Source organism: Amycolatopsis halotolerans (genome assembly GCF_042647905.1).
Lineage (GTDB): Bacteria > Actinomycetota > Actinomycetes > Mycobacteriales > Pseudonocardiaceae > Amycolatopsis > Amycolatopsis halotolerans.
The window spans coordinates 113,957-131,636 of record NZ_JBHRWI010000004.1 but is presented as its reverse complement, the minus strand read 5'-3'; the positions used below and the strand labels follow the sequence as shown (position 1 = coordinate 131,636).

At 69.2% G+C, this 17,680-nt stretch carries 19 protein-coding genes; 7 read left to right on the top strand and 12 right to left on the bottom strand.

The genetic code is table 11. From position 1 onward, the window contains the following. Positions 1 to 668: 668 nt before the first annotated feature. The 6 genes from ACFORO_RS03155 to ACFORO_RS03130 all read right to left on the bottom strand — a co-directional run bounded on the left by ACFORO_RS03155 (position 669) and on the right by ACFORO_RS03130 (position 4,370). On the bottom strand, positions 669 to 1,172 hold the full coding sequence (locus ACFORO_RS03155) for a YbaB/EbfC family nucleoid-associated protein (protein WP_377869393.1): 504 nt from the start codon (positions 1,170 to 1,172) through the stop codon (positions 669 to 671). After that, positions 1,169 to 1,549 carry a YbaB/EbfC family DNA-binding protein gene (locus ACFORO_RS03150; protein WP_377869392.1) on the bottom strand — a complete coding sequence of 127 codons (381 nt, stop codon included), beginning with the start codon at positions 1,547 to 1,549 and terminating at the stop codon, positions 1,169 to 1,171. Before ACFORO_RS03150 ends, ACFORO_RS03155 begins: the two co-directional genes overlap by 4 nt. Next, positions 1,550 to 2,665: a C40 family peptidase gene (locus tag ACFORO_RS03145; protein WP_377869391.1), complete on the bottom strand. Its 1,116-nt coding sequence runs from the start codon at positions 2,663 to 2,665 to the stop codon at positions 1,550 to 1,552. Next, positions 2,662 to 2,976, bottom strand: a complete 315-nt coding sequence (locus ACFORO_RS03140; protein ID WP_116205241.1) for a hypothetical protein — start codon at positions 2,974 to 2,976, stop codon at positions 2,662 to 2,664. Before ACFORO_RS03140 ends, ACFORO_RS03145 begins: the two co-directional genes overlap by 4 nt. A gap of 78 nt (positions 2,977 to 3,054) precedes the next feature. Further along, positions 3,055 to 3,855, bottom strand: a complete 801-nt coding sequence (locus ACFORO_RS03135) for a DsbA family protein (RefSeq protein ID WP_377869390.1) — start codon at positions 3,853 to 3,855, stop codon at positions 3,055 to 3,057. 5 nt (positions 3,856 to 3,860) lie between these two features. Continuing rightward, the gene (locus ACFORO_RS03130) at positions 3,861 to 4,370 is read right to left on the bottom strand and encodes a MauE/DoxX family redox-associated membrane protein (protein WP_377869641.1); all 510 of its coding nucleotides are present in this window, start codon (positions 4,368 to 4,370) and stop codon (positions 3,861 to 3,863) included. Positions 4,371 to 4,468: 98 nt separating this feature from the next. Between ACFORO_RS03130 and ACFORO_RS03125 the strand changes: the two genes are divergently transcribed. The 4 genes from ACFORO_RS03125 (at position 4,469) to ACFORO_RS03110 (ending at position 9,463) form a co-directional block, all read left to right on the top strand. After that, a complete protein-coding gene (locus ACFORO_RS03125; protein WP_354748328.1) occupies positions 4,469 to 5,299 on the top strand; it encodes a glutamate ABC transporter substrate-binding protein in 831 nt (276 codons plus the stop codon). After that, complete coding sequence (gene hrpB / locus ACFORO_RS03120) at positions 5,296 to 7,716, top strand: ATP-dependent helicase HrpB (RefSeq protein WP_377869389.1); 2,421 nt, start codon at positions 5,296 to 5,298, stop codon at positions 7,714 to 7,716. Before ACFORO_RS03125 ends, hrpB begins: the two co-directional genes overlap by 4 nt. Positions 7,717 to 7,793: 77 nt before the next feature. Beyond that, a complete protein-coding gene (locus ACFORO_RS03115; RefSeq protein ID WP_377869388.1) occupies positions 7,794 to 8,708 on the top strand; it encodes an ATP-binding cassette domain-containing protein in 915 nt (304 codons plus the stop codon). Beyond that, on the top strand, positions 8,705 to 9,463 hold the full coding sequence (locus ACFORO_RS03110) for an ABC transporter permease (protein WP_377869387.1): 759 nt from the start codon (positions 8,705 to 8,707) through the stop codon (positions 9,461 to 9,463). Before ACFORO_RS03115 ends, ACFORO_RS03110 begins: the two co-directional genes overlap by 4 nt. A gap of 365 nt (positions 9,464 to 9,828) precedes the next feature. Here ACFORO_RS03110 and ACFORO_RS03105 read toward each other — a convergent pair whose 3' ends face one another. Beyond that, on the bottom strand, positions 9,829 to 10,323 hold the full coding sequence (locus ACFORO_RS03105; protein ID WP_417281601.1) for a TetR/AcrR family transcriptional regulator: 495 nt from the start codon (positions 10,321 to 10,323) through the stop codon (positions 9,829 to 9,831). Between the two features lie 109 nt (positions 10,324 to 10,432). Between ACFORO_RS03105 and ACFORO_RS03100 the strand changes: the two genes are divergently transcribed. After that, positions 10,433 to 11,572, top strand: coding sequence for an FAD-dependent monooxygenase (locus ACFORO_RS03100; RefSeq protein ID WP_377869385.1), 1,140 nt, complete (start codon positions 10,433 to 10,435; stop codon positions 11,570 to 11,572). Here the strand turns inward: ACFORO_RS03100 and ACFORO_RS03095 are convergent. After that, complete coding sequence (locus ACFORO_RS03095; RefSeq protein ID WP_354748339.1) at positions 11,544 to 12,191, bottom strand: response regulator transcription factor; 648 nt, start codon at positions 12,189 to 12,191, stop codon at positions 11,544 to 11,546. The genes ACFORO_RS03100 and ACFORO_RS03095 overlap by 29 nt on opposite strands. Further along, the gene (locus ACFORO_RS03090) at positions 12,188 to 13,735 is read right to left on the bottom strand and encodes a sensor histidine kinase (protein ID WP_377869384.1); all 1,548 of its coding nucleotides are present in this window, start codon (positions 13,733 to 13,735) and stop codon (positions 12,188 to 12,190) included. The genes ACFORO_RS03095 and ACFORO_RS03090 overlap by 4 nt, the downstream gene beginning before the upstream one ends. Before the next feature lie 81 nt (positions 13,736 to 13,816). Here ACFORO_RS03090 and ACFORO_RS03085 point away from each other — a divergent pair, with 81 nt between their 5' ends. Together ACFORO_RS03085 and ACFORO_RS03080 are read left to right on the top strand one after the other, a co-directional pair. Beyond that, positions 13,817 to 14,026, top strand: coding sequence for a hypothetical protein (locus tag ACFORO_RS03085; protein ID WP_162834652.1), 210 nt, complete (start codon positions 13,817 to 13,819; stop codon positions 14,024 to 14,026). Next, positions 14,023 to 14,751, top strand: a complete 729-nt coding sequence (locus ACFORO_RS03080; protein ID WP_377869383.1) for a hypothetical protein — start codon at positions 14,023 to 14,025, stop codon at positions 14,749 to 14,751. The genes ACFORO_RS03085 and ACFORO_RS03080 overlap by 4 nt, the downstream gene beginning before the upstream one ends. Here the strand turns inward: ACFORO_RS03080 and ACFORO_RS03075 are convergent. From ACFORO_RS03075 to ACFORO_RS03065, 3 genes are all read right to left on the bottom strand, one after another. Further along, positions 14,748 to 14,969, bottom strand: a complete 222-nt coding sequence (locus ACFORO_RS03075; protein WP_182895320.1) for a hypothetical protein — start codon at positions 14,967 to 14,969, stop codon at positions 14,748 to 14,750. The genes ACFORO_RS03080 and ACFORO_RS03075 overlap by 4 nt on opposite strands. Positions 14,970 to 14,980: 11 nt before the next feature. After that, complete coding sequence (locus ACFORO_RS03070) at positions 14,981 to 16,111, bottom strand: inorganic phosphate transporter (protein WP_354748345.1); 1,131 nt, start codon at positions 16,109 to 16,111, stop codon at positions 14,981 to 14,983. Between the two features lie 239 nt (positions 16,112 to 16,350). Beyond that, entirely contained in the window at positions 16,351 to 17,622 is a 1,272-nt protein-coding gene (locus ACFORO_RS03065) for an FAD-dependent oxidoreductase (protein ID WP_377869382.1), read from the bottom strand. Positions 17,623 to 17,680 lie beyond the last annotated feature (58 nt).

The window sequence follows — 17,680 nt, the reverse complement described above, 5'->3', positions numbered from 1 at the left end:
CTCACAGACGACAATCCCGCTCCTGCCACCCGCGCTGGCAAAAGCCGGAACCGATGCCATCGACCTGGGCAGACGCATCTCAACCGCGCCGAGAGCGCCGCCTTAAGTTCCCTGGCATTGCCTGGCACCGTCCGTGAGGGGCCCCTTCACGGACTTGGATTCCCTCAAGGGACCCTTCACGGACCCGCCTCTACCTTCGCGACGCAACCAATGTGGCGTTCGTTGCGTCGCATGCACCCAATGCCACATTGGGGTCTTCTCAGCAACGCGGCGAATTCGTTGCCATCAGTGCTGGCCAGGGGATGCGGAGCACCACCTGGCGAGACGGGCTGCGAAGCTCGGTTCCTGCGGAAGATCCGCGAGGCGTCGCTGGCATCGCACGCCCGCCCCGTCGACTGGGGCGAAAAACCCCACGCGCTACCGAGAAAACCTCATTGGGGCGCTAGCCCCGACCACCCACCCAACCGCAGCCGATGCACCCAGACCAAGGCAGCCACACCCCCCGCACCCCGATACGAAGCCAAAAACGCGGCGCGGGGGTGCTTGTCAAGGCATCTTTCCCGCCTTGACAAGCACCCCCGCGCCGTAGTCACAATCAGCTTCGGGGTGCCCCACGCAACCACCACCCCCGAAGGGGGCGTCAGCCCCCGGCAAAAGGCTTCAGCCCCTCACCGATCCGACCGCAACGAAGCCGGATCAAAGTCCTCCCACTCCTCACTATCCACAGTGGACTCAACAGGAGCAGGAGCAGAAGCAGCAGGAAACCGCCTCTCCCCCACCCTCTCCCCCCGCAACCGCTGGAACTCCTCCACCGTCATCCCAGGATCATCATCCGAAGAGCGAGCCGGCGCGGCCCGCCCGGACAACGCCTCCACGAGCAACCCAGCCTCCTCCCCCAGCAACAACCCCACCCGGTTGAAGCAATCCTGCTCAGCCTCAGCCATCGCCACCCGCACCACCTCAAGCACCAAAGCCGAGACCCGAGATGGATCCGCCGATGCCAACGAAGGCGCAAGCCACAACCGCTTCAACGCCCCCAGCGCATCCACCGTCACCTCAACCGACCCATCGACAGCATGAGCCGACCCCCGCGCCTCCGTCATCAACGAGGCGACCTGCCCCAACGCAGCCTCGCGAGACCGAGCCAGCTCAATAAGCTCTCGGGTCTTCACAACACCACCGGCTCTTCGTCATAGAAATCCGGATCATCCTCAGCCAACGCCGCATACCCCAACGAAGCCACGGCTTCCGCACCCAAAACCGGTGCCAGAACCTGATGCATCCGATCCCCAGCCCGCCGCTCAGCCCGCCTCGACAGCTCCAGAATCTGCGAAGCAACAGCCTCCGACCCGCTGCGCAAAGCGGCCCGAGTCAACGTCAGTCCAGTCAGCAACCCACCAGGCGCGACCTCGACCGAAACCCCGCCTGCAGCGGCCTTCCCCACCACCGGCCCAGCCCGCTCGAACCGCGCGGCAGCCGCCTCCCCGGTCCGGGAGGCCTCCTCCATCACCCGCGCCACGGCGCGATCCAGGTCGAATTCAGCCACCACTCACCCCGTAGGCCGGTAGAACCCAATGAACTGCTGCCCGGCATTGGTCGTCCGGATCTTGCTGATCTGCACCGGATCCCCGGCCTCGACCATCTGCCCGTCGCCGATCACCATCGCGACGTGCCCGGACCACACCACCAAATCCCCCGGCAGCAACTGATCCATCGACGGCACCTCAGCCCCGACGGTCTGCTGCTTGGCCGTCCGCGGCAACTGCAGCCCAGCGTCCTGATAGGACGTCATGGTCAACCCGCTGCAGTCGAGCCCCTGCCCGCGCGCGGTCCCGCCCCATACATACGGCACACCCAGCTGAGACAACGCCGCCCGAACCGCTTTGGCCGCGGTCTCGTTCGGGGCCATCACGGTTTTCCCGCCCGGCAGGTTGATCCCGACCCCGCTGCCGGGCTGCGGCGGAACGGCCACCGGCAACCGCGGCTTCCCGGCGAACCCGCCGCCGCCTCCACCGCCACCGCTATCCCCACCGCCGCCACCGCCGTGGCTGACGTGCGCGCCGTTGTTGTTGAACGCCTGCGGCACCGAGGTCGTGGCGCTGCTCGCGGAAGTCGAGTCCGACCCGCCGAGCCGCTGCCCCAGCCCGGTCAGTTTCCCGAGCGTCTCCTCGGTGAACGTCGCCGCCTGACCGGTCAGCTGCCCGATCTTCGTCTGCAGCTGCACCAGAATCTGCCGAGCCGCGGCCGCCCGGCTTTCCGGCGGCTGGATCCCGTTGACGGCGGCCAGCGCCTTCATCGAAGACGCGATCTCCCGCAGAATCTGGTCCCGCACCTGATCATTGCGGATCTCGCCGACGTGCAGCGTTTCCGCCGCCTCCGCGACCGCCCGCTCGATTTCCGCGCTCTCGTCGAGAAGGTCCTGGACTTCCTTCTCCAGGTCCTTCGACGTCGCGACCGCCCGCTCCGAGGTCGCCCCGGAACTGGCGTGCGCCAGGTTCACCCGCTGGCTGCCCGCGTGCTGATTCGCTTGGCCGACGGACGTCTGCAGCGCGACATGCCCGTCGCGCGCGCCGTTGATCGCCGACGGATCGTGCTTCAGCTTCGCGGCGAACTGATTAGTGGTGTCCAGTCCGTTGCGGACCAGATGATCGACCGGAGCGTTCACGAAAACCTGCGCAACGCGTCGCCGTGTTCCTGCTCGACCGCGGCGTAATTGCCCTGCGTACGCCGAGCGGCCTCGCCGACGTCGTGCCAGCCGCCGCCGAGCGCGTGCATCCGTTCCTGCAACGCGCGCATCCGCGCCCCGTACGCGCCGGCGAACCCGGATTCGTCCCCGATCGCGGAAAACCCGTCGCCGGACAGCGTCACGTGCGGACCGAGATGTGCTTTCGCCGCGGCGCGCACCTCGTCGCCGAGTGGGTCGACCTGCTTCGCGTAGTTCTCATACGCGCCGTCGTCGACATGAAAACCGGACACAACCCGCCCCTCCCCTGAGCCCTGCGGCCCAGGTTAGCGGACGGGTTGTGCCCGGACAGGCGAATTGACCGGATCAGGTCAGCCGTTGAGGATCTTCGTCAGCCAGTCACCCTGGGCCGGGACGGCCTTGCCGTTGACCGCGACCGTGGGCGTGCCGAAGCCGACCTGGCCGTTGCCGAAGTCCTGCTGAAGGTTCTGGTCGCCCTGGATCTGCTGGAACGCCGCCTGCAGCGGCTGGTCGTAGGTTCCGGCGTTGACCGCCTGCGCGAACTTCGGGTCGCTGATCCCGAGGTCCTGGCCGAGCTTGATCAGCTGGGCCTTGTCGTACCCGCGGCCGCCTTCCTGCGGCTGGTTCTTGAACAGCGCGTCGTGGAACGCGGTGAACTTCTGCTGGTCGGCGGCGGCGAGCGCGGCGTTGGCCGAGTCGAGCGAGTAGCCCGGCGGGTCCGAGTTCTTGTTGAGCAGGATCACCATGTGGTAGCGCACGGTGAGCTGGCCGTCGTTGATCGCCTTCTCCATCCGCGGCCCGTAGTCCTGCTGCAGCTTGGCGCAGTACGGGCACAGGAAGTCCGCGTACAGGTCGATCGTCTTCGGCGCGCCCGGCTTGCCGACCGACACCACGGCCCCGTCCCGCTTCTCGACCACGCCCGCTCCGAGCGCCGAGCTCGTGCCCGGCTGGATCGCGCTGTCCTGCGTGGCGTTCTTGCTCGAGTTGATCCAGAGCACGCCGCCGATCACGAGCGCGGCGACCACCACGATGGCCACCACGATCGCGATGATCTTGTTCCGGTCGCTCTTCGAGCCCCGCGCCTGGGCGACCGACCTCGCGGCCGCCGCCTGCTGACGGCTTTTCCGCGCGTTGCGCGCAGCTCCACCCACTGTTCCTAATTCCCTTCCGCGATGCTCTTGGGGTAGTCGTCCGGGGCCTCGTCCGAGTTCCCGGCGTTCCTGCCCTTGCCCCAGCCGAGCCAGCCGTCGACCGAGAACCACGTGCGCGGCCGTGCCAGCAGCCACACCGCGAGCAGGGCGAAGCCGGTGTCGCGCAGGATCTCCTGCGGGTACTCGGTCTGCCCGGCGTCCACGCGCCCGCCGCCGCCGAAGCAGCCGCAGTCGATGCTCAGCCCGCGCGCCCACGACTGCGCGATGCCCGCGACGAGCACGGCGAGCAGCAGCAGCGAGGCGCCCGCGACCCAGCGCGTGGCCAGCCCGGCCAGCAGCAGCAGCCCGAGCACCAGCTCCAGCAGCGGCAGCCCGGTGGCGACCGGGCGCACGAGCGCGTGCGGGAGGACGTCGTAGGCCTGCACGGCGATGTACGTCTGCCCCGGGTCGGCGATCTTCAGGCCGCCGGACACGAGCCACACGGCAGCCAGCCCGAGGCGGGCGAGCGTCCCGATGGTGTCGAGTACAGGTTGGGGCAGTCGGCGCACGCGCTTAGGCTAGCCGTCTGACCTGAGAACCATGTGAGCAGCCGAGCGGCGAAGCGGAGGCACCGATGCGGTTTCGCGCAGTGCTCGCCGCCGTGTTTCTGCTGGTCAGCTGCGTTTCCTGCGGATCGTCGACGGTATCCAAAGACGATCCGCTTCCTACCCGGGCGCGTGACGGCAACCACCTGACCATCGGGATCCGGTTCGACGCGCCGGGCCTTTCGCAACGAACTGTGGACGGCAGGCTCGCCGGATTCGACGTCGATGTCGCTACTTTCGTCGCGCGCGAACTGGGTGTCGAGCCGGACCGCATCACCTGGCACGAGACCACCCCGGCGCGCCGCGAGACCGATCTGACCTCGGGCGCGGTCGACCTGGTCGTGGCCACCTATTCGATCACCGACAAGCGGAAACAGCAGGTCAGCTTCGCCGGACCGTACTTCGTCACCGGCCAGGACCTGCTGGTGCGCCTCACCTCGCCGGACATCACCGGCCCGGAAAGCCTCAACGGCAAACGGCTCTGCTCGGTCACCGGGTCGACGCCGGCGCAGATGGTGAAGGACAAGTTCGCGCAGCGGGTGCAGCTGGTCGAGTACCCGCGGTACCCGGACTGCGTCACCGCGCTGCTGGCCAACCAGGTCGACGCGGTCACCACGGACGCGGTGATCCTCGCCGGGTACGCCGCGCAGAATCCGGAGCTGCTGAAGGTGGTCGGCCGCCCGTTTTCCACTGAGCGGTACGGCGTCGGCCTGCGCAAGGGCGACACCGAGGGCCAGCACGCGGTGGACGACGCGATCCGGAAGATGGTGTCGACCGGGGCCTGGCGGAAGTCGCTGGAGACGAACATCGGGCCGTCGAACTATCCGTTCCCGAATCCACCGGAGATCACCGAGCAGTGACCGACCTAGCCTCGCTGCCGGACCTTCCCGTCCGCGCGGTGCTGCCGTCCGTGCTGAGCGCGCTCGACGACCGCGGCGCCGCGGTGCTCGTGGCCCCGCCCGGCACCGGCAAGACCACGCTCGTGCCGCTCGCGCTGAACCGCGGCGAAGGACGCGTCGTGGTCGCCGAACCGCGCCGGCTCGCTGCGAGGGCCGCTGCCGGGCGGATGGCCGCGCTGCTGGGCGAACCGGTGGGCGAGACAGTCGGGTATGCCGTGCGCGGCGACCGGAAAGTGTCGTCGCGCACGCGGATCGAAGTGGTCACGTCGGGCCTCCTGGTGCGGCGGGTGCAGCACGATCCCGAGCTGGCCGGGGTGTCGACGGTCCTCCTGGACGAATGCCACGAACGCCATCTCGACGCCGACCTGCTGCTCGCGCTGCTCCTCGACGTCCGCGCCGGGCTGCGCGACGACCTGCGGCTGCTCGCGACCTCGGCGACGGTCGCGTCCGGACGGCTGGCCGAACTGCTCGGCGACGCTCCGGTGATCACCGCACACGCCCGCACGTACCCGGTCGAGCTGAGCTATCGCGCTCCGCCGCGCGGGGAACGTCCGGAAGCCGCGGTGGCATCGGCGGTCCGGCAAGCACTGTCCGAAGGGGACGGTGATGTGCTCGCGTTCCTTCCGGGCGCGGGAGAAATCGCGCGTACGTCGTCGCTGCTGAATTCGCTGGACGCCGACGTGCTGCCGCTGCACGGACGTCTCGCTGCTGCCCGGCAAGACGAAGCGTTGCGGCCACGGGACCGTCGCCGAGTGGTTCTCGCGACCGCCGTCGCCGAGTCGAGCCTGACCGTTCCCGGCGTCCGCGCGGTCGTGGATTCAGGCCTCGCGCGCGTCCCCCGGGTCGATCACCGGCGCGGTCTCGCCGGGCTCGCCACGGTGCGGGTTTCGGCCGCGGTGGCGGAACAACGCGCTGGTCGTGCGGGCCGAGAAGCGCCTGGTCGCGCTTATCGATGCTGGCCAGAGCACGAGCAGGCGACGCTCCCCGCGTACCCGGAGCCGGAAATCCGCACCGCTGAACTGGCGCGGTTCGCGTTGGAACTGGCCTGCTGGTCCACCCCGGACGGAACCGGGCTCGCCTGGTGGGACCCGCCCGGCGAAGGCGCGCTCGCCGCCGCGCGAAGCCTGCTTCAGACGCTCGGAGCAACCACTGCCGACGGTGCTGTCACGTCGCGCGGACAGAAGATGGCCGACCTCGGCTTGCATCCCCGGCTGGCTCGCGCGTTGCTGGACGGCGCGGAGGCGGTCGGAGCCCGCGCTGCGGCGGAAGTAGTTGCCTTGCTCGACACTGGAGCGACGCTGACCGATGTCGAAGCCGAGCTGCGACGCCTCCGCTCCGCGCACGACGACGCGGCCCGCCGCTGGCAGCGGGACGCGAAACGGTTGGCAGCCTTGGTCAACTCGCCAGCCAAAACCGCACCAGACGCCGCGTTGGTCGTCGCTCTCGCGCATCCGGAACGCTTGGCGCGGCGACGCAGTGGTTCGGCCCCGGTGTATCTGATGGCCAGCGGCACCGCGGCCGAACTGCCCAACGGGAGCGGCCTGGGCGACGCCGAATGGCTGGCCGTCGCCGAAGCCACCCGCGACCCGGGCCGCGTGCACGGCACCATCCGACTCGCGGCGACCGCCGACGAAGCCTTGGCGACTCAAGCCGCGCCGACCCTGGTGTCCGAAGTGGACGAAGTGCATTGGGACGGCGACGTCGTCGCTCGCCATGTCCGCCGCCTGGGCGCGATCGTGCTGTCCGAAAAGCCTTTGCGCAACCCGGATCCGCAGCTAGTCCACGACGCAGTGGTCGCCGGACTCCGCGCCGAAGGTCTCGGCTTGTTGCGCTGGAGCCAAGACGGGACCCGCCTCCGTGAACGTCTCGCCTTCCTGCACCGCGCACTGGGCGAGCCGTGGCCGTCGGTGGATGACGAAACCCTGCTGTCCGATGTAGACACTTGGCTGGACCTCTCGCGGGTCCGCCGACGAGCCGATCTGGCGAACGTCGACGCCGGAACCGCCCTGCGCGGCCTGCTCCCCTGGCCCGAAGCGGCGCGCCTCGACGAACTCGCCCCGGACCGGCTGGAAGTCCCGTCCGGCTCGCACTACCGCGTGGACTACCGCGGCGATCAGCCGGTGCTCGCGGTGAAGCTCCAAGAGACCTTCGGCTGGACCGAGACGCCATCACTCGCCGACGGCCGCGTGCCGGTGGTGCTGCACCTGCTGTCCCCCGCCGGTCGCCCGGCCGCGGTCACCGCCGACCTCGAATCCTTCTGGCGCACCGGATACGCCGCCGTCCGCGCCGACCTCCGCGGCCGCTACCCGAAACATCCGTGGCCGGAAGACCCCGCGACCGCCCGACCGACCCGGCACACCACCCGCAGGGCTCGCTGACCCCTGCCTAAAGTCGGGGTCGGTCCAGGACGGTCGGCCGATGTCCGAGCACCCCGCGCGGGCGCAGACTTCGCCCTATGATCACGTTTCGCGGATTGACGAAGCGCTACGGGCAGAAAACGGTGGTCAACGGCCTCACCTCGGTCATCGAGACGGGCACGGTGACCGGGTTCCTCGGCCCGAACGGCGCGGGCAAGTCCACCACCATGCGGATGACCGTCGGCCTCGACCGGCCGGAGTCCGGCGACGCGCTGATTCGCGGCAAACCGTATGCAGAACTACGGTTTCCGCTTCGCGAAGTCGGCGCACTGCTGGATGCGAAGGCCATGCATCCCGGACGCAGCGCGGGCAAACACCTGCTCGCGATGGCGCGCAGCAACGGAATCGCCGCCAGCCGCGTCGAAGAAGTGCTCGCGACGGTCGGGCTGAGCGACGTCGCGGGCAAGCGCGCCGGGACGTTTTCGCTCGGCATGAGCCAGCGGCTCGGCATCGCCGGCGCCCTGCTCGGCGACCCGGGCGTGCTGATGTTCGACGAGCCGGTCAACGGCCTCGACCCGGACGGAGTCCGCTGGGTGCGGCAGCTGATGCGTTCGCTCGCCTCCGAAGGCCGCACGGTCTTCGTGTCCAGCCATCTGATGAGCGAGATGCAGCTGACCGCGGACCGGCTGCTGGTCATCGGCAAGGGTTCGATCCTCGCCGACGCGGCGATCGGCGACTTCATCGCGGGCAACTCGAGCCGGTCGGTCGCGGTGCGCGTGCCGGACCCGGCCGAGCGCGCGAAACTCGCGGACTGGCTGCGGGGGAACGGCCGGACGGTGGCGCCCGGGGACGACGGCGAACTGCTCATCGACGAGGCGAGCGTGGCCGAGATCGGGGATCTGGCTCACGAACTGGGCGTCCGGCTGCACGGGCTCGCCGAGCGGACCGCTTCGCTCGAGCAGGCGTATATGGAACTGACCGCCGGATCGGTGGAATACGGGGTTACGGCATGACGAAGCTGGCGATTTCGGCGGAGTGGACCAAGTTCTGGTCGGTTCGGGCGACGTGGTTGTCGCTGATCGGCGGAGTGCTGCTGATGGCGTTCTACTCCGTCGTGTCGGGGATCTCCCAGCACGTCGGGGATGATCGACAGCAGTCCGCGCACGGCATTGTCAACGCCGGGGCGATCTACCTGGTCGAGTTCTGCGTGCTCGCGGTCGCGACGTTGTTCGTGACCAGCGAGTACACCAGCGGGTCGATTCGCTCGACGCTGCAATGGGTCCCGGTGCGCGCCCGGGTCACCGCGGCAAAGGCAGCGGTGCTGGTGCCGGTGCTTTTCGTTTACGGCGTGGTGGTCGCTGCTGTCGGCATGGGGGTCGCGTCGGTGCTGATGCGTGGGGCTGGGGGTTCCACGTCGCTGTCACAGGGAGCGATCACCGCGTTGGGCATGGGAGCGTATTTCGCACTGCTCGGCGTGCTGTGCCTGGGGATTTCGTTCGTGCTGCGCAGCGCGGCGGGGACGTTGGTGGTGGTGATCGTGCTGCTGCTGCCGTTGCCGATGCTGATGTCGTCGTACGTGCTTCCCGGCGCGATGAACTATTTCCCGGCGTTCGCGGGGATCAACGCGATGGTGCCGCCCGGCGACGTGAACCCGTTGTTCGGCAGCATGCCGCCGTACGGGCCTTGGGTCGGCGTGCTGGTCTGCCTCGTCTGGGCGGTCGCCGGAATCGGTGCCGGGACGGCGATGCTGAACCGCCGCGACGCCTGATCCCCGGGAGGTCCGTGAAGGACTCCTTGAGGGAATCAGATTCAATGCCGAGAACTAAATCTCCGAGACCTCGGCCTACTGACCGTCCACAAAGGGCGCTAACAGTGCAGAAATGACCGATTTGTCAGCATGGGGCCGAGTCTTGAGGTCCGTGAGGGGCCCCTTGAGGGAATCTGATTCCCGCAAGGGGCCCCTCACGGACCTCTGCCCAACTTCCGTTCCCAGGTCCGCAGCCCACAGCGACCTGCACTCACCCCACCCGAACCAGCCAAGCTGGGTAACACGCCGGAAGCGCGTCCACATCACAATCTTAAGTTCCCGCCCCTGGGACTCAGACTCCCCCAAGGAGCCCTTCACAGACTTTGTCAGGCCGCGGGGAGACCGAGGCCGGCGAGCACGGCACGGGCTCCCTCCACCAGCTCGGCCTCGGCCGGCGGGTTGAGGGAGCCCGTGCCCGCCAGCGCGTCGAAGATCGATCCGTCGAGCCACCCGATGAGCACGCGGGTGTGGTCCTCCGGCGTCGGAGAACCGGCCGCGGCAAGCACTTCCGCACACCGCCGACGCAATTCCAGACCACCGGCGTCGTACTTGGCCCGCAACTCCGGCCGTCGGACCGATTCCAGCGCGAACTCGTAGCGCGCGAGCATTCTGGTGCGGCCGACGGTGATCGACCGGTACACCATCGTGCCCAGGAACTCCGCGAGTTCTCCTTCCGGCGGCGCGACTTCGGCCTGGTCCAGCGCGACCATCCGGTCCGCGGCCAGTTCCAGCAGCGCGGCACGGGTGCGCGCGTAGTACGACGTCGAGCCCGCGGGCAGCCCGGCCGCCCGGTCGACGGCGCGGTGAGTCAGCCCGCGCATGCCTTCGGCCGCGATCACCTCGACCGCTGCGTCGCCGATCACAGCTATCCGTTCCACCACCAGGACACTACAGGTGTAGAGTCCTCTACAGACGTAGAGGAGGTCGGACATGGCTTCGCGACGCGCGGTCGTGGTCGGGGGCGGCATCGGCGGGCTGGCGGCGGCGATCGGATTGCGCCGCGTCGGCTGGGAGGTCACGGTGCTCGAACGGGCACCGGAGCTCACGGCCATCGGCGCGGGAATCTCGTTGTGGCCCAACGCGCAGCGGGCGCTGGCCGAACTGGGGGTCGAACCTCGGATCTCAGCCCAGCGCGGCGGCGGGCTGGTCGACTGGCGCGGACGTCGGCTGGCCAAGTGGGACGCCGACCTCTTCGTGCGCAGCCACGGACTGCCGCTCGGCGCGATCCACCGGGCGAATCTGATCGAAACGCTGCGGTCAGCCTTGCCGGACTCGTGTCTGAAGACCGGGGTCGAGGTCACGAGCGTCGAGCAAAACGGCGTGGTGCACCACGGTTCCGGCTCGACCGAGGCCGACCTGGTCGTGGCCGCCGACGGGATCAACAGCCCGATCCGGCAGGCGCTTTTCCCGGCCGCACGCGTGGAGTACAGCGGTGGTGCGGCGTTCCGCGGCATCGCCAAGCTGCCGCTGCGGCCCACGCTGAGCACGACGTGGGCGGCGGGTATCGAAATCGGGGTCCTGCCGTTGCTGGACGACGAGGTGTACTGGTGGGTCTCGGAAGCCCGCCCGGCCGGGATCCGCCACGACGACGTCCGCGCTTACCTGAGCGAGAAGTACGCTCGCTGGCACGAACCGATCCCGCAGCTCATCGACGCCACCCCGGAAATCCTGCTGCACGACACGCATCACCTGGCGACCCCGCTGCCCAGCTACGTCCGGGGCCGCATCGCGCTCCTCGGCGACGCGGCGCACGCCATGCCGCCGTTCCTCGGGCAAGGCGGTTGCCAGGCGTTAGAGGACGCGGTTGTGCTGGCCTCGCACGCCAAAGAGTCCACAGTGGACGAAGCACTCCGCCGTTATGACGCTGAACGTCGACCGCGCACGCAGAAGGTCGCGAAGGCGTCGATCCAGGCCGGTGCCAGCGGACCGCTCCTCCGCAACCCGGCGGCGGTCGCGCTTCGGGCGACATTCACCCAGTTGCTGCCTGCCTCGGTCACCACCCGGATCGGTGCCAGTATCAGCCGTTGGCAACCGCCGAGGCTTACACCAGCCCCGCCTCGAAAGCCGTGATCGCGGCCTGCACCCGGTTGCGCACGTCCAACCGGGTCAGGATCGTGCTCACGTGCGCCTTCACCGTGCCCTCCACCACGAACATCCGCGCCGCGATGTCCGCATTGGACAGTCCCTCGGCCAGCAGCACCAGCACTTCCCGTTCCCGGTTCGTCAGCACGTTCACCCGCTCGCGCGCGGTCGCGGCCCGGCTGAACCGGCTGCCGGACAAGCGCGTGATCACCCGGTGCGCGACCTTCGGCGACAGGAAGGCCGCGCCGTCGGCCACCGCGTGCACCCCGGCCAGCAGCTCGCGCGGATCGCCCGCCTTGAGCAGGAATCCGCTCGCGCCGAGGCCGAGAGCGCGTTCGATGTACTCGTCCTCGCCGAATGTCGTCAGCATGAGCACGCCGGTGTCCGGGAGCAGTTTGCGGATCTCCTCGGCCGCGGCGAGCCCGTCGAGTCCGGGCATGCGGATGTCGAGCAGCGCGACGTCCGGCCGGTTCGCGCGCGCCAGTTCGATCGCCGCCCGTCCGTCCGCGGCCTCGGCCACGACCTCGATTTCCTTGTCCGAGGCCAGAATCGCGGCCACCCCGGCGCGGATCATCGCCTCGTCGTCGGCCAGCAGTACGCGGATCACGGTTCGTCCTCACTGTAAAGGTCTTTGCTCGCCACCAGACCGTCCACAAAGCACAGCCGGTAGACAGCGTGGTTGAAGTTGAGCCAGCTCCGGCCGGCTCCGTAGTACTCGCAGGTGCTTCGGTAGGGCTGCGGCGGCACGTTGATCGCCGGAAGCGTCGTTCGCTGACGGGAGGGCAGCATCGGTTCGACCGCCGAGCGCGGCATGCCGAGCTGGATCCGCTCGTACGAGTCCGGCGGCAGCTCCGACGACGACCACTGGGCCACGAACGCCACCCCGGCGCCGCCGATGATCACCCCGAACAGCCCCAGCGGCACCACGATCGCCTGCACCAGGCTCGACCGGACGGCGCGGCGGGCGCGTTCCAGCTCGCGCGCGGCCTGCCCGATCACCTCGTCGTCCTGCTCCGGCACGGGCGCGGCGTCGTGCGGCAGCCGCGCCGCCACCTCGAACCCACCGCCGGACGGACCCGCGGTCAGGCTCCCGCCGACCAGCCGCACCCGCTCGTGCAGGCCGATCAACCCCCGCTTTCCGGACCGGACCGGCAACGGCCCGGCGGGCGGCGGCGCGTTCCGCACCCGGACGTCGGTCGCCTCGTTCGTGCTGGTCACGTCGATCGAAACGGCTGCGCCAGGCGCGTACTTCGCCGCGTTGGTGAGCGCTTCCTGCACGACGCGGTAAACCGCCCGCGCGACCATCGGCGGCGCGTTGTCGAGACTGCCGAGCCGCGAGCCGATCTCGATCCCCGACGCCCGCGCGCGGTCGATCAGTTCCCCCAGATCGCCCTGCACCGGCTCGACCGGCGCGGCGTCCTCGCGGAGCACACCGATGATCTCGCGCAGCCGTTCCGTCGCCGTCGCCGCGCCCGCCCGGAGCTGTCCGGCGGCTTCGCGTTGCTTGTCGCCTAGTTCGCTGTCGACCTCCAGCGCCGCCGCCCGCACCGCGATCAAGCTCAGCTCGTGGCCGAGCGAATCGTGCATGTCGCTGGCGATCCGGGCCCGCTCCCGCAGCCGCGCCTCCTGCGCGACGAGCCGGTGCCTGCTCTCCATCTCCTCGGCGCGCCGCCACCCGTCCTGCGCCAGTTCGCGCCGCAGCCGCACGTGCCTGCCGAGCAGACACGGCGCGACCCCGGCGAACGCGAGCGTGCCGAGCACCGCGCCCCATGCGTCGAAGCTCGACGTCGGCAGGAGAGCGAGCGGGATCCCGGCCACCGCGATGGCGAAAAAGCTGATCATCGCCACGCGTGCCCTGGCCAGCCGCAAGCCGGCCAGGTACGAGATCACGACGATGAGGAAGAACTCCCACACCGCGACCCGGCCGCCCCAGCCGAACGCGATGACGATCGCCGTCGCCATCGCCACCACCAGTGCCACCGCCGGGTACACCCGGGCAGTCGCCATCGCCACGGTGACCGACGTCAGGCCGTAGGCGAGCTCCCAGCCGTTCGGGCTGTTCGGCGCGTCGAGCAGGACGAACCCGCACAACGCGGCCCAGAGCAGCACGTCGAACGCCACGCGCCAGCGGAACCGCGTCGCCTCCTTCATTCCGCTGACGCTACAAGGGCCGCCCGATTCGTCACCACTGCCGAAAGTCAAGGTCGGGATCGTGCGGCATGATGGGTCACCATGGCTGAACGCACCCTGGCCGAGCAGCTCGGCGCTCCGCTGCCGGACGGCATCGAAACCCTGCCTGAGCAGCACAAACAGGATCTGGCAGCGGCATTGCGCGACGCCCGGCACCGGCAGGCGCAGGCGCTCGCCCGCGCGGGTGAGGAGAGCCTGAAGTACGTGCCCGCCCTGCTGCGCGGCGCGGTGCGGAAAGCGGTCGGCCTGTGAATCCCGAAATCCTCAAGCTCGCCCGGGTGCTCGACGTCGACCCCGCCCGGCTCGATTACCTCGCCGACGTCGACCAGGGCGAGGTGCGGCTGCTGCGCGAGCAGATGACGACCACGCTGTTCGACGCGAACCTCGTCGTGCTGGAGCGGATGGCGCTGGCGAGCAAACTGCTCCCGGCGGCGGTGACCTCGAAGATCGCGGAGAAGGTGTTCGGCCCGCTGCTGTGCGCGCGGATCGCCGGTCTGGTGGATGTGTCGCGCGGCGTCGACGTCGCGAAGCGGCTGTCGCCGAAGTTCCTCGCCTCGGTCGCGGCGGAGCTGGACCCGCGGCGTGCGACGTCGATCATCACGCGGATCCCGGTGGCGACGGTCGTGGCGGTCGCCGAGGAACTGACCCGCCGCGAGGACTGGATCACGCTGGGCCGGTTCGTCGGTCACCTGCCGGACGACACGGTCCGCCGCTGCGTCGGCCTGCTGGACGACGCAGGTCTCCTGCAGACCGCGTACGTGCTGGACGACCGGAGCCGGATCGACCACGTACTCGCGCTGCTCGGCGATGCCCGCCTGCCCGCGTTGGTCCGGACCGCCGCGGCGGACGAATCGCTGTGGGCACCGGCGCTGGACGTCCTGGCGCACCTAAACGAAACTCGCCGGGCAACGGTACGACCGCTGCTCGACGAGCTTCCGGAAGAACTGCGAACCCGCGCTGAAGCGGCGCTCGCCTAGGCCACGATCAGATAGATCCCGTACCCGATCACCGCGGCGCAGATCGCGAAGCACACGACCGCACCGGTCAGCTGAACCGTGCCGCTGCCGCCGTGCGCCCGTGCCGTCACGCGCTCGGACAGACCGCGCACGCCGTACGCGAACAGCCCGGTGAGCACGACCACCGCGGCCAAAGCCACCACGAAAACGATGCCGAGGGCACCCCAGTTGATCGCCATGTCGTGCTCCCTCAGGCCGCGACCGGGGCGGGCTCAGCGCCCTCCGGCTCGTTGTTGACGGTGGCCGGCGTGACCGGGTTGCGCCGCGACGCGAGCCAGATTCCCAGCGCGAGCAGCACTCCGACGCCGCCGACGAGGACAGTGCCCCAGCTGCCGCGAGTGGAGACCGCGGCGGCGATCGCGCCGACAATCGCGGCGGCGGGCAGCGTGAGCGCCCAGGCGATCACCATCTTGCCCGCGACGCCCCAGCGGACCTCGGCGAGTTTCCGGCCGAGCCCGGAACCGATGATGCCGCCCGAGGTGACGTGCGTGGTCGACAGCGCGAAGCCGAGGTGCGACGAGGCCAGGATGACCGCCGCGGAACTCGTCTCGGCGGCGAACCCTTGCGGCGTCTGGATTTCGGTGAGCTTCTTGCCCATCGTCTGGATGATCCGCCAGCCGCCGAAGTAGGTGCCGAGCGCGATCGCCGCGCCGGAGGCGAGGATGACCCACACCGGCGGGTTGGACCCGGGCGCGAGCGAACCGCCCGCGATCAGCGCGAGCGTGATGACGCCCATCGTCTTCTGCGCGTCGTTGGTGCCGTGCGCGAGCGAAACCAGGCTGGCCGAAAGTACCTGGCCGGTCTTGAAACCCTTGCCGACGACGTCTTGCCGCGACTTGGCGGTGATCCGGTAGACGAGGAACGTGCCGACGATCGCGACGACGCCCGCCACCACCGGCGACGCGATCGCCGGGATGAGCACCTTTTCGACGACCTTCGCGAAGTGCACCGCGTCCGCGCCGGACGCGATCCAGGTCGCCCCGATCAGCCCGCCGAAGAGCGCGTGCGACGAACTCGACGGCAGCCCGACCAGCCACGTCACGAGATTCCAGACGATGGCCCCGACCAATCCGGCGAAAATCACCACCGGCGTGACCTTGGTGTCGTCGACGATGCCGCCGGAAATGGTTTTCGCGACCTCGATCGAAAGGAACGCGCCGACGAGATTCAATACCGCCGAGATCGCGACCGCGACCCGGGGTTTCAGCGCGCCGGTCGCGATGGAAGTGGCCATGGCGTTGGCCGTGTCGTGGAACCCGTTGGTGAAGTCGAAGGCCAGCGCCGCGACGATCACCACCAGGACGATGAGAGAAAAGTCCATGCCCGCTCTCCAGTTCGGAGTGTCCTGCGGGAATGACGGTACCGACGCGGGCGGTGTCTCCAGATCCCTCAGCGAGTGGCCAGTAGTTGAACTCTAAATGAACGAGATCTTGCCGCCGCCGCTGGTTTTCCGCTGTTCACCTGGTGGTCCTTTTTCATCGTTGCCCCGATGGTTGGCGACCGCGCGCGGGGCTGAGCGCGAGGGCAGGAAAACTGCCCCCACGCTCTTCTCGCGGCTCTTTAGGAAACGGTCTTTAAGGACATTTCCGGCAACGGGTTCTGCCCCAGGTGCTGCGCACCGTTCGCTGCGGACTCGCGGACCGCGGCGAATCCGTACCGGCGCATTTCCGCCTCGTATTCCCCGATCGCGTCGGGATTGCCGCCGCGCAACGCGGCGGCGAGGGCGGCACCGTCGCGCATCGCGGTGTTCGCCCCGGCCCCGGCGGCCGGGCTCATCGCGTGGATCGCGTCGCCGACCAGGCTGACCCGCGACGGCTCCCACGGCCCGATCGGCACGCTGGTCCGGATCGAGACGAGGAATATCGTTTCCGGGAGCCAGCTCTCCACGATCCGGCGCACCTTCGGATGCCAGCCGGAGACCCGGTCGAGCACGAGTTTGTGCATCTCGTCCCCGGACAGCGCGCGGAGTTCGTCATCAGTCTGCCCGAAGATCTCTTGGCGAGCACCGAAAGCGCAGGTCATGTACGACTTGTCGGGGCTGAGCCGCACGCCGGGCGCGAGCCGCGCGCACGCGTCGGCGATCGGCTCCGGATAGTCGACCGGCGCGACTCCGATCATCGCCTTGCCCGGCCCGGAAATAATGTTGAACACCGAGAACATGGCCGGGTCGAAGAGTTCCCGGTTCGCCTCGGTGAGCGGAATCTTCCCGTACAGCTGGCGCAAGCCGGTGTCGGCCACCCGCGCGTGCGGAAGATATTGGCGGCGCACCGGCGAATTCACGCCGTCCGCGCCGACGAGAACCGAGCCGCGCGCCTGCGTCCCGTCGGCGAAGTGCGCGATCACGCCGTTCTCATGCGTTTCGTACCGCACGAACTCTTTGCCGAAGTGGACGTTGCCGAGACCCTCGAACAGAATCTCCCGGAGGGTGAACCGGTTGACGTTGCGCTGGACATCGCCGTCGTCCAGCACGAACTCGGTGACCGGCTTCAGCCGGCTGTCGTAGATCGTGGTGACGTTGCGCGGCTGGCCCGACGTGGCCCGGAACAGCTCGTGCAGGTGCGGCGGGAGCACGTCGCGCAACGCCTGGTCGCCGCGGGAATCGATGTGCAGCCGATAACCCTGCCTGCGTGCGTCCAGCGCGGAGTCTCGTTCGTAGACCTCGCACGGGATACCGGCTTTGCGCAGCCCCTGGGCGAGACACAGCCCGCCGAGCCCGGCTCCGATCACGAGCACCGTGTTGTCGGCATTGCTTGCTGCGGCACTGCTTGCCGCGGCATTGTCTACGGCGGCATTGCCATTGCCCGTGCTGTCGGTGGCAGCGTTATTCGCCATCAGCGAAGTCCCTTCCGTACCAAATTCTGGTTCGAGAGGGACGCACTGGGCTGGCCCA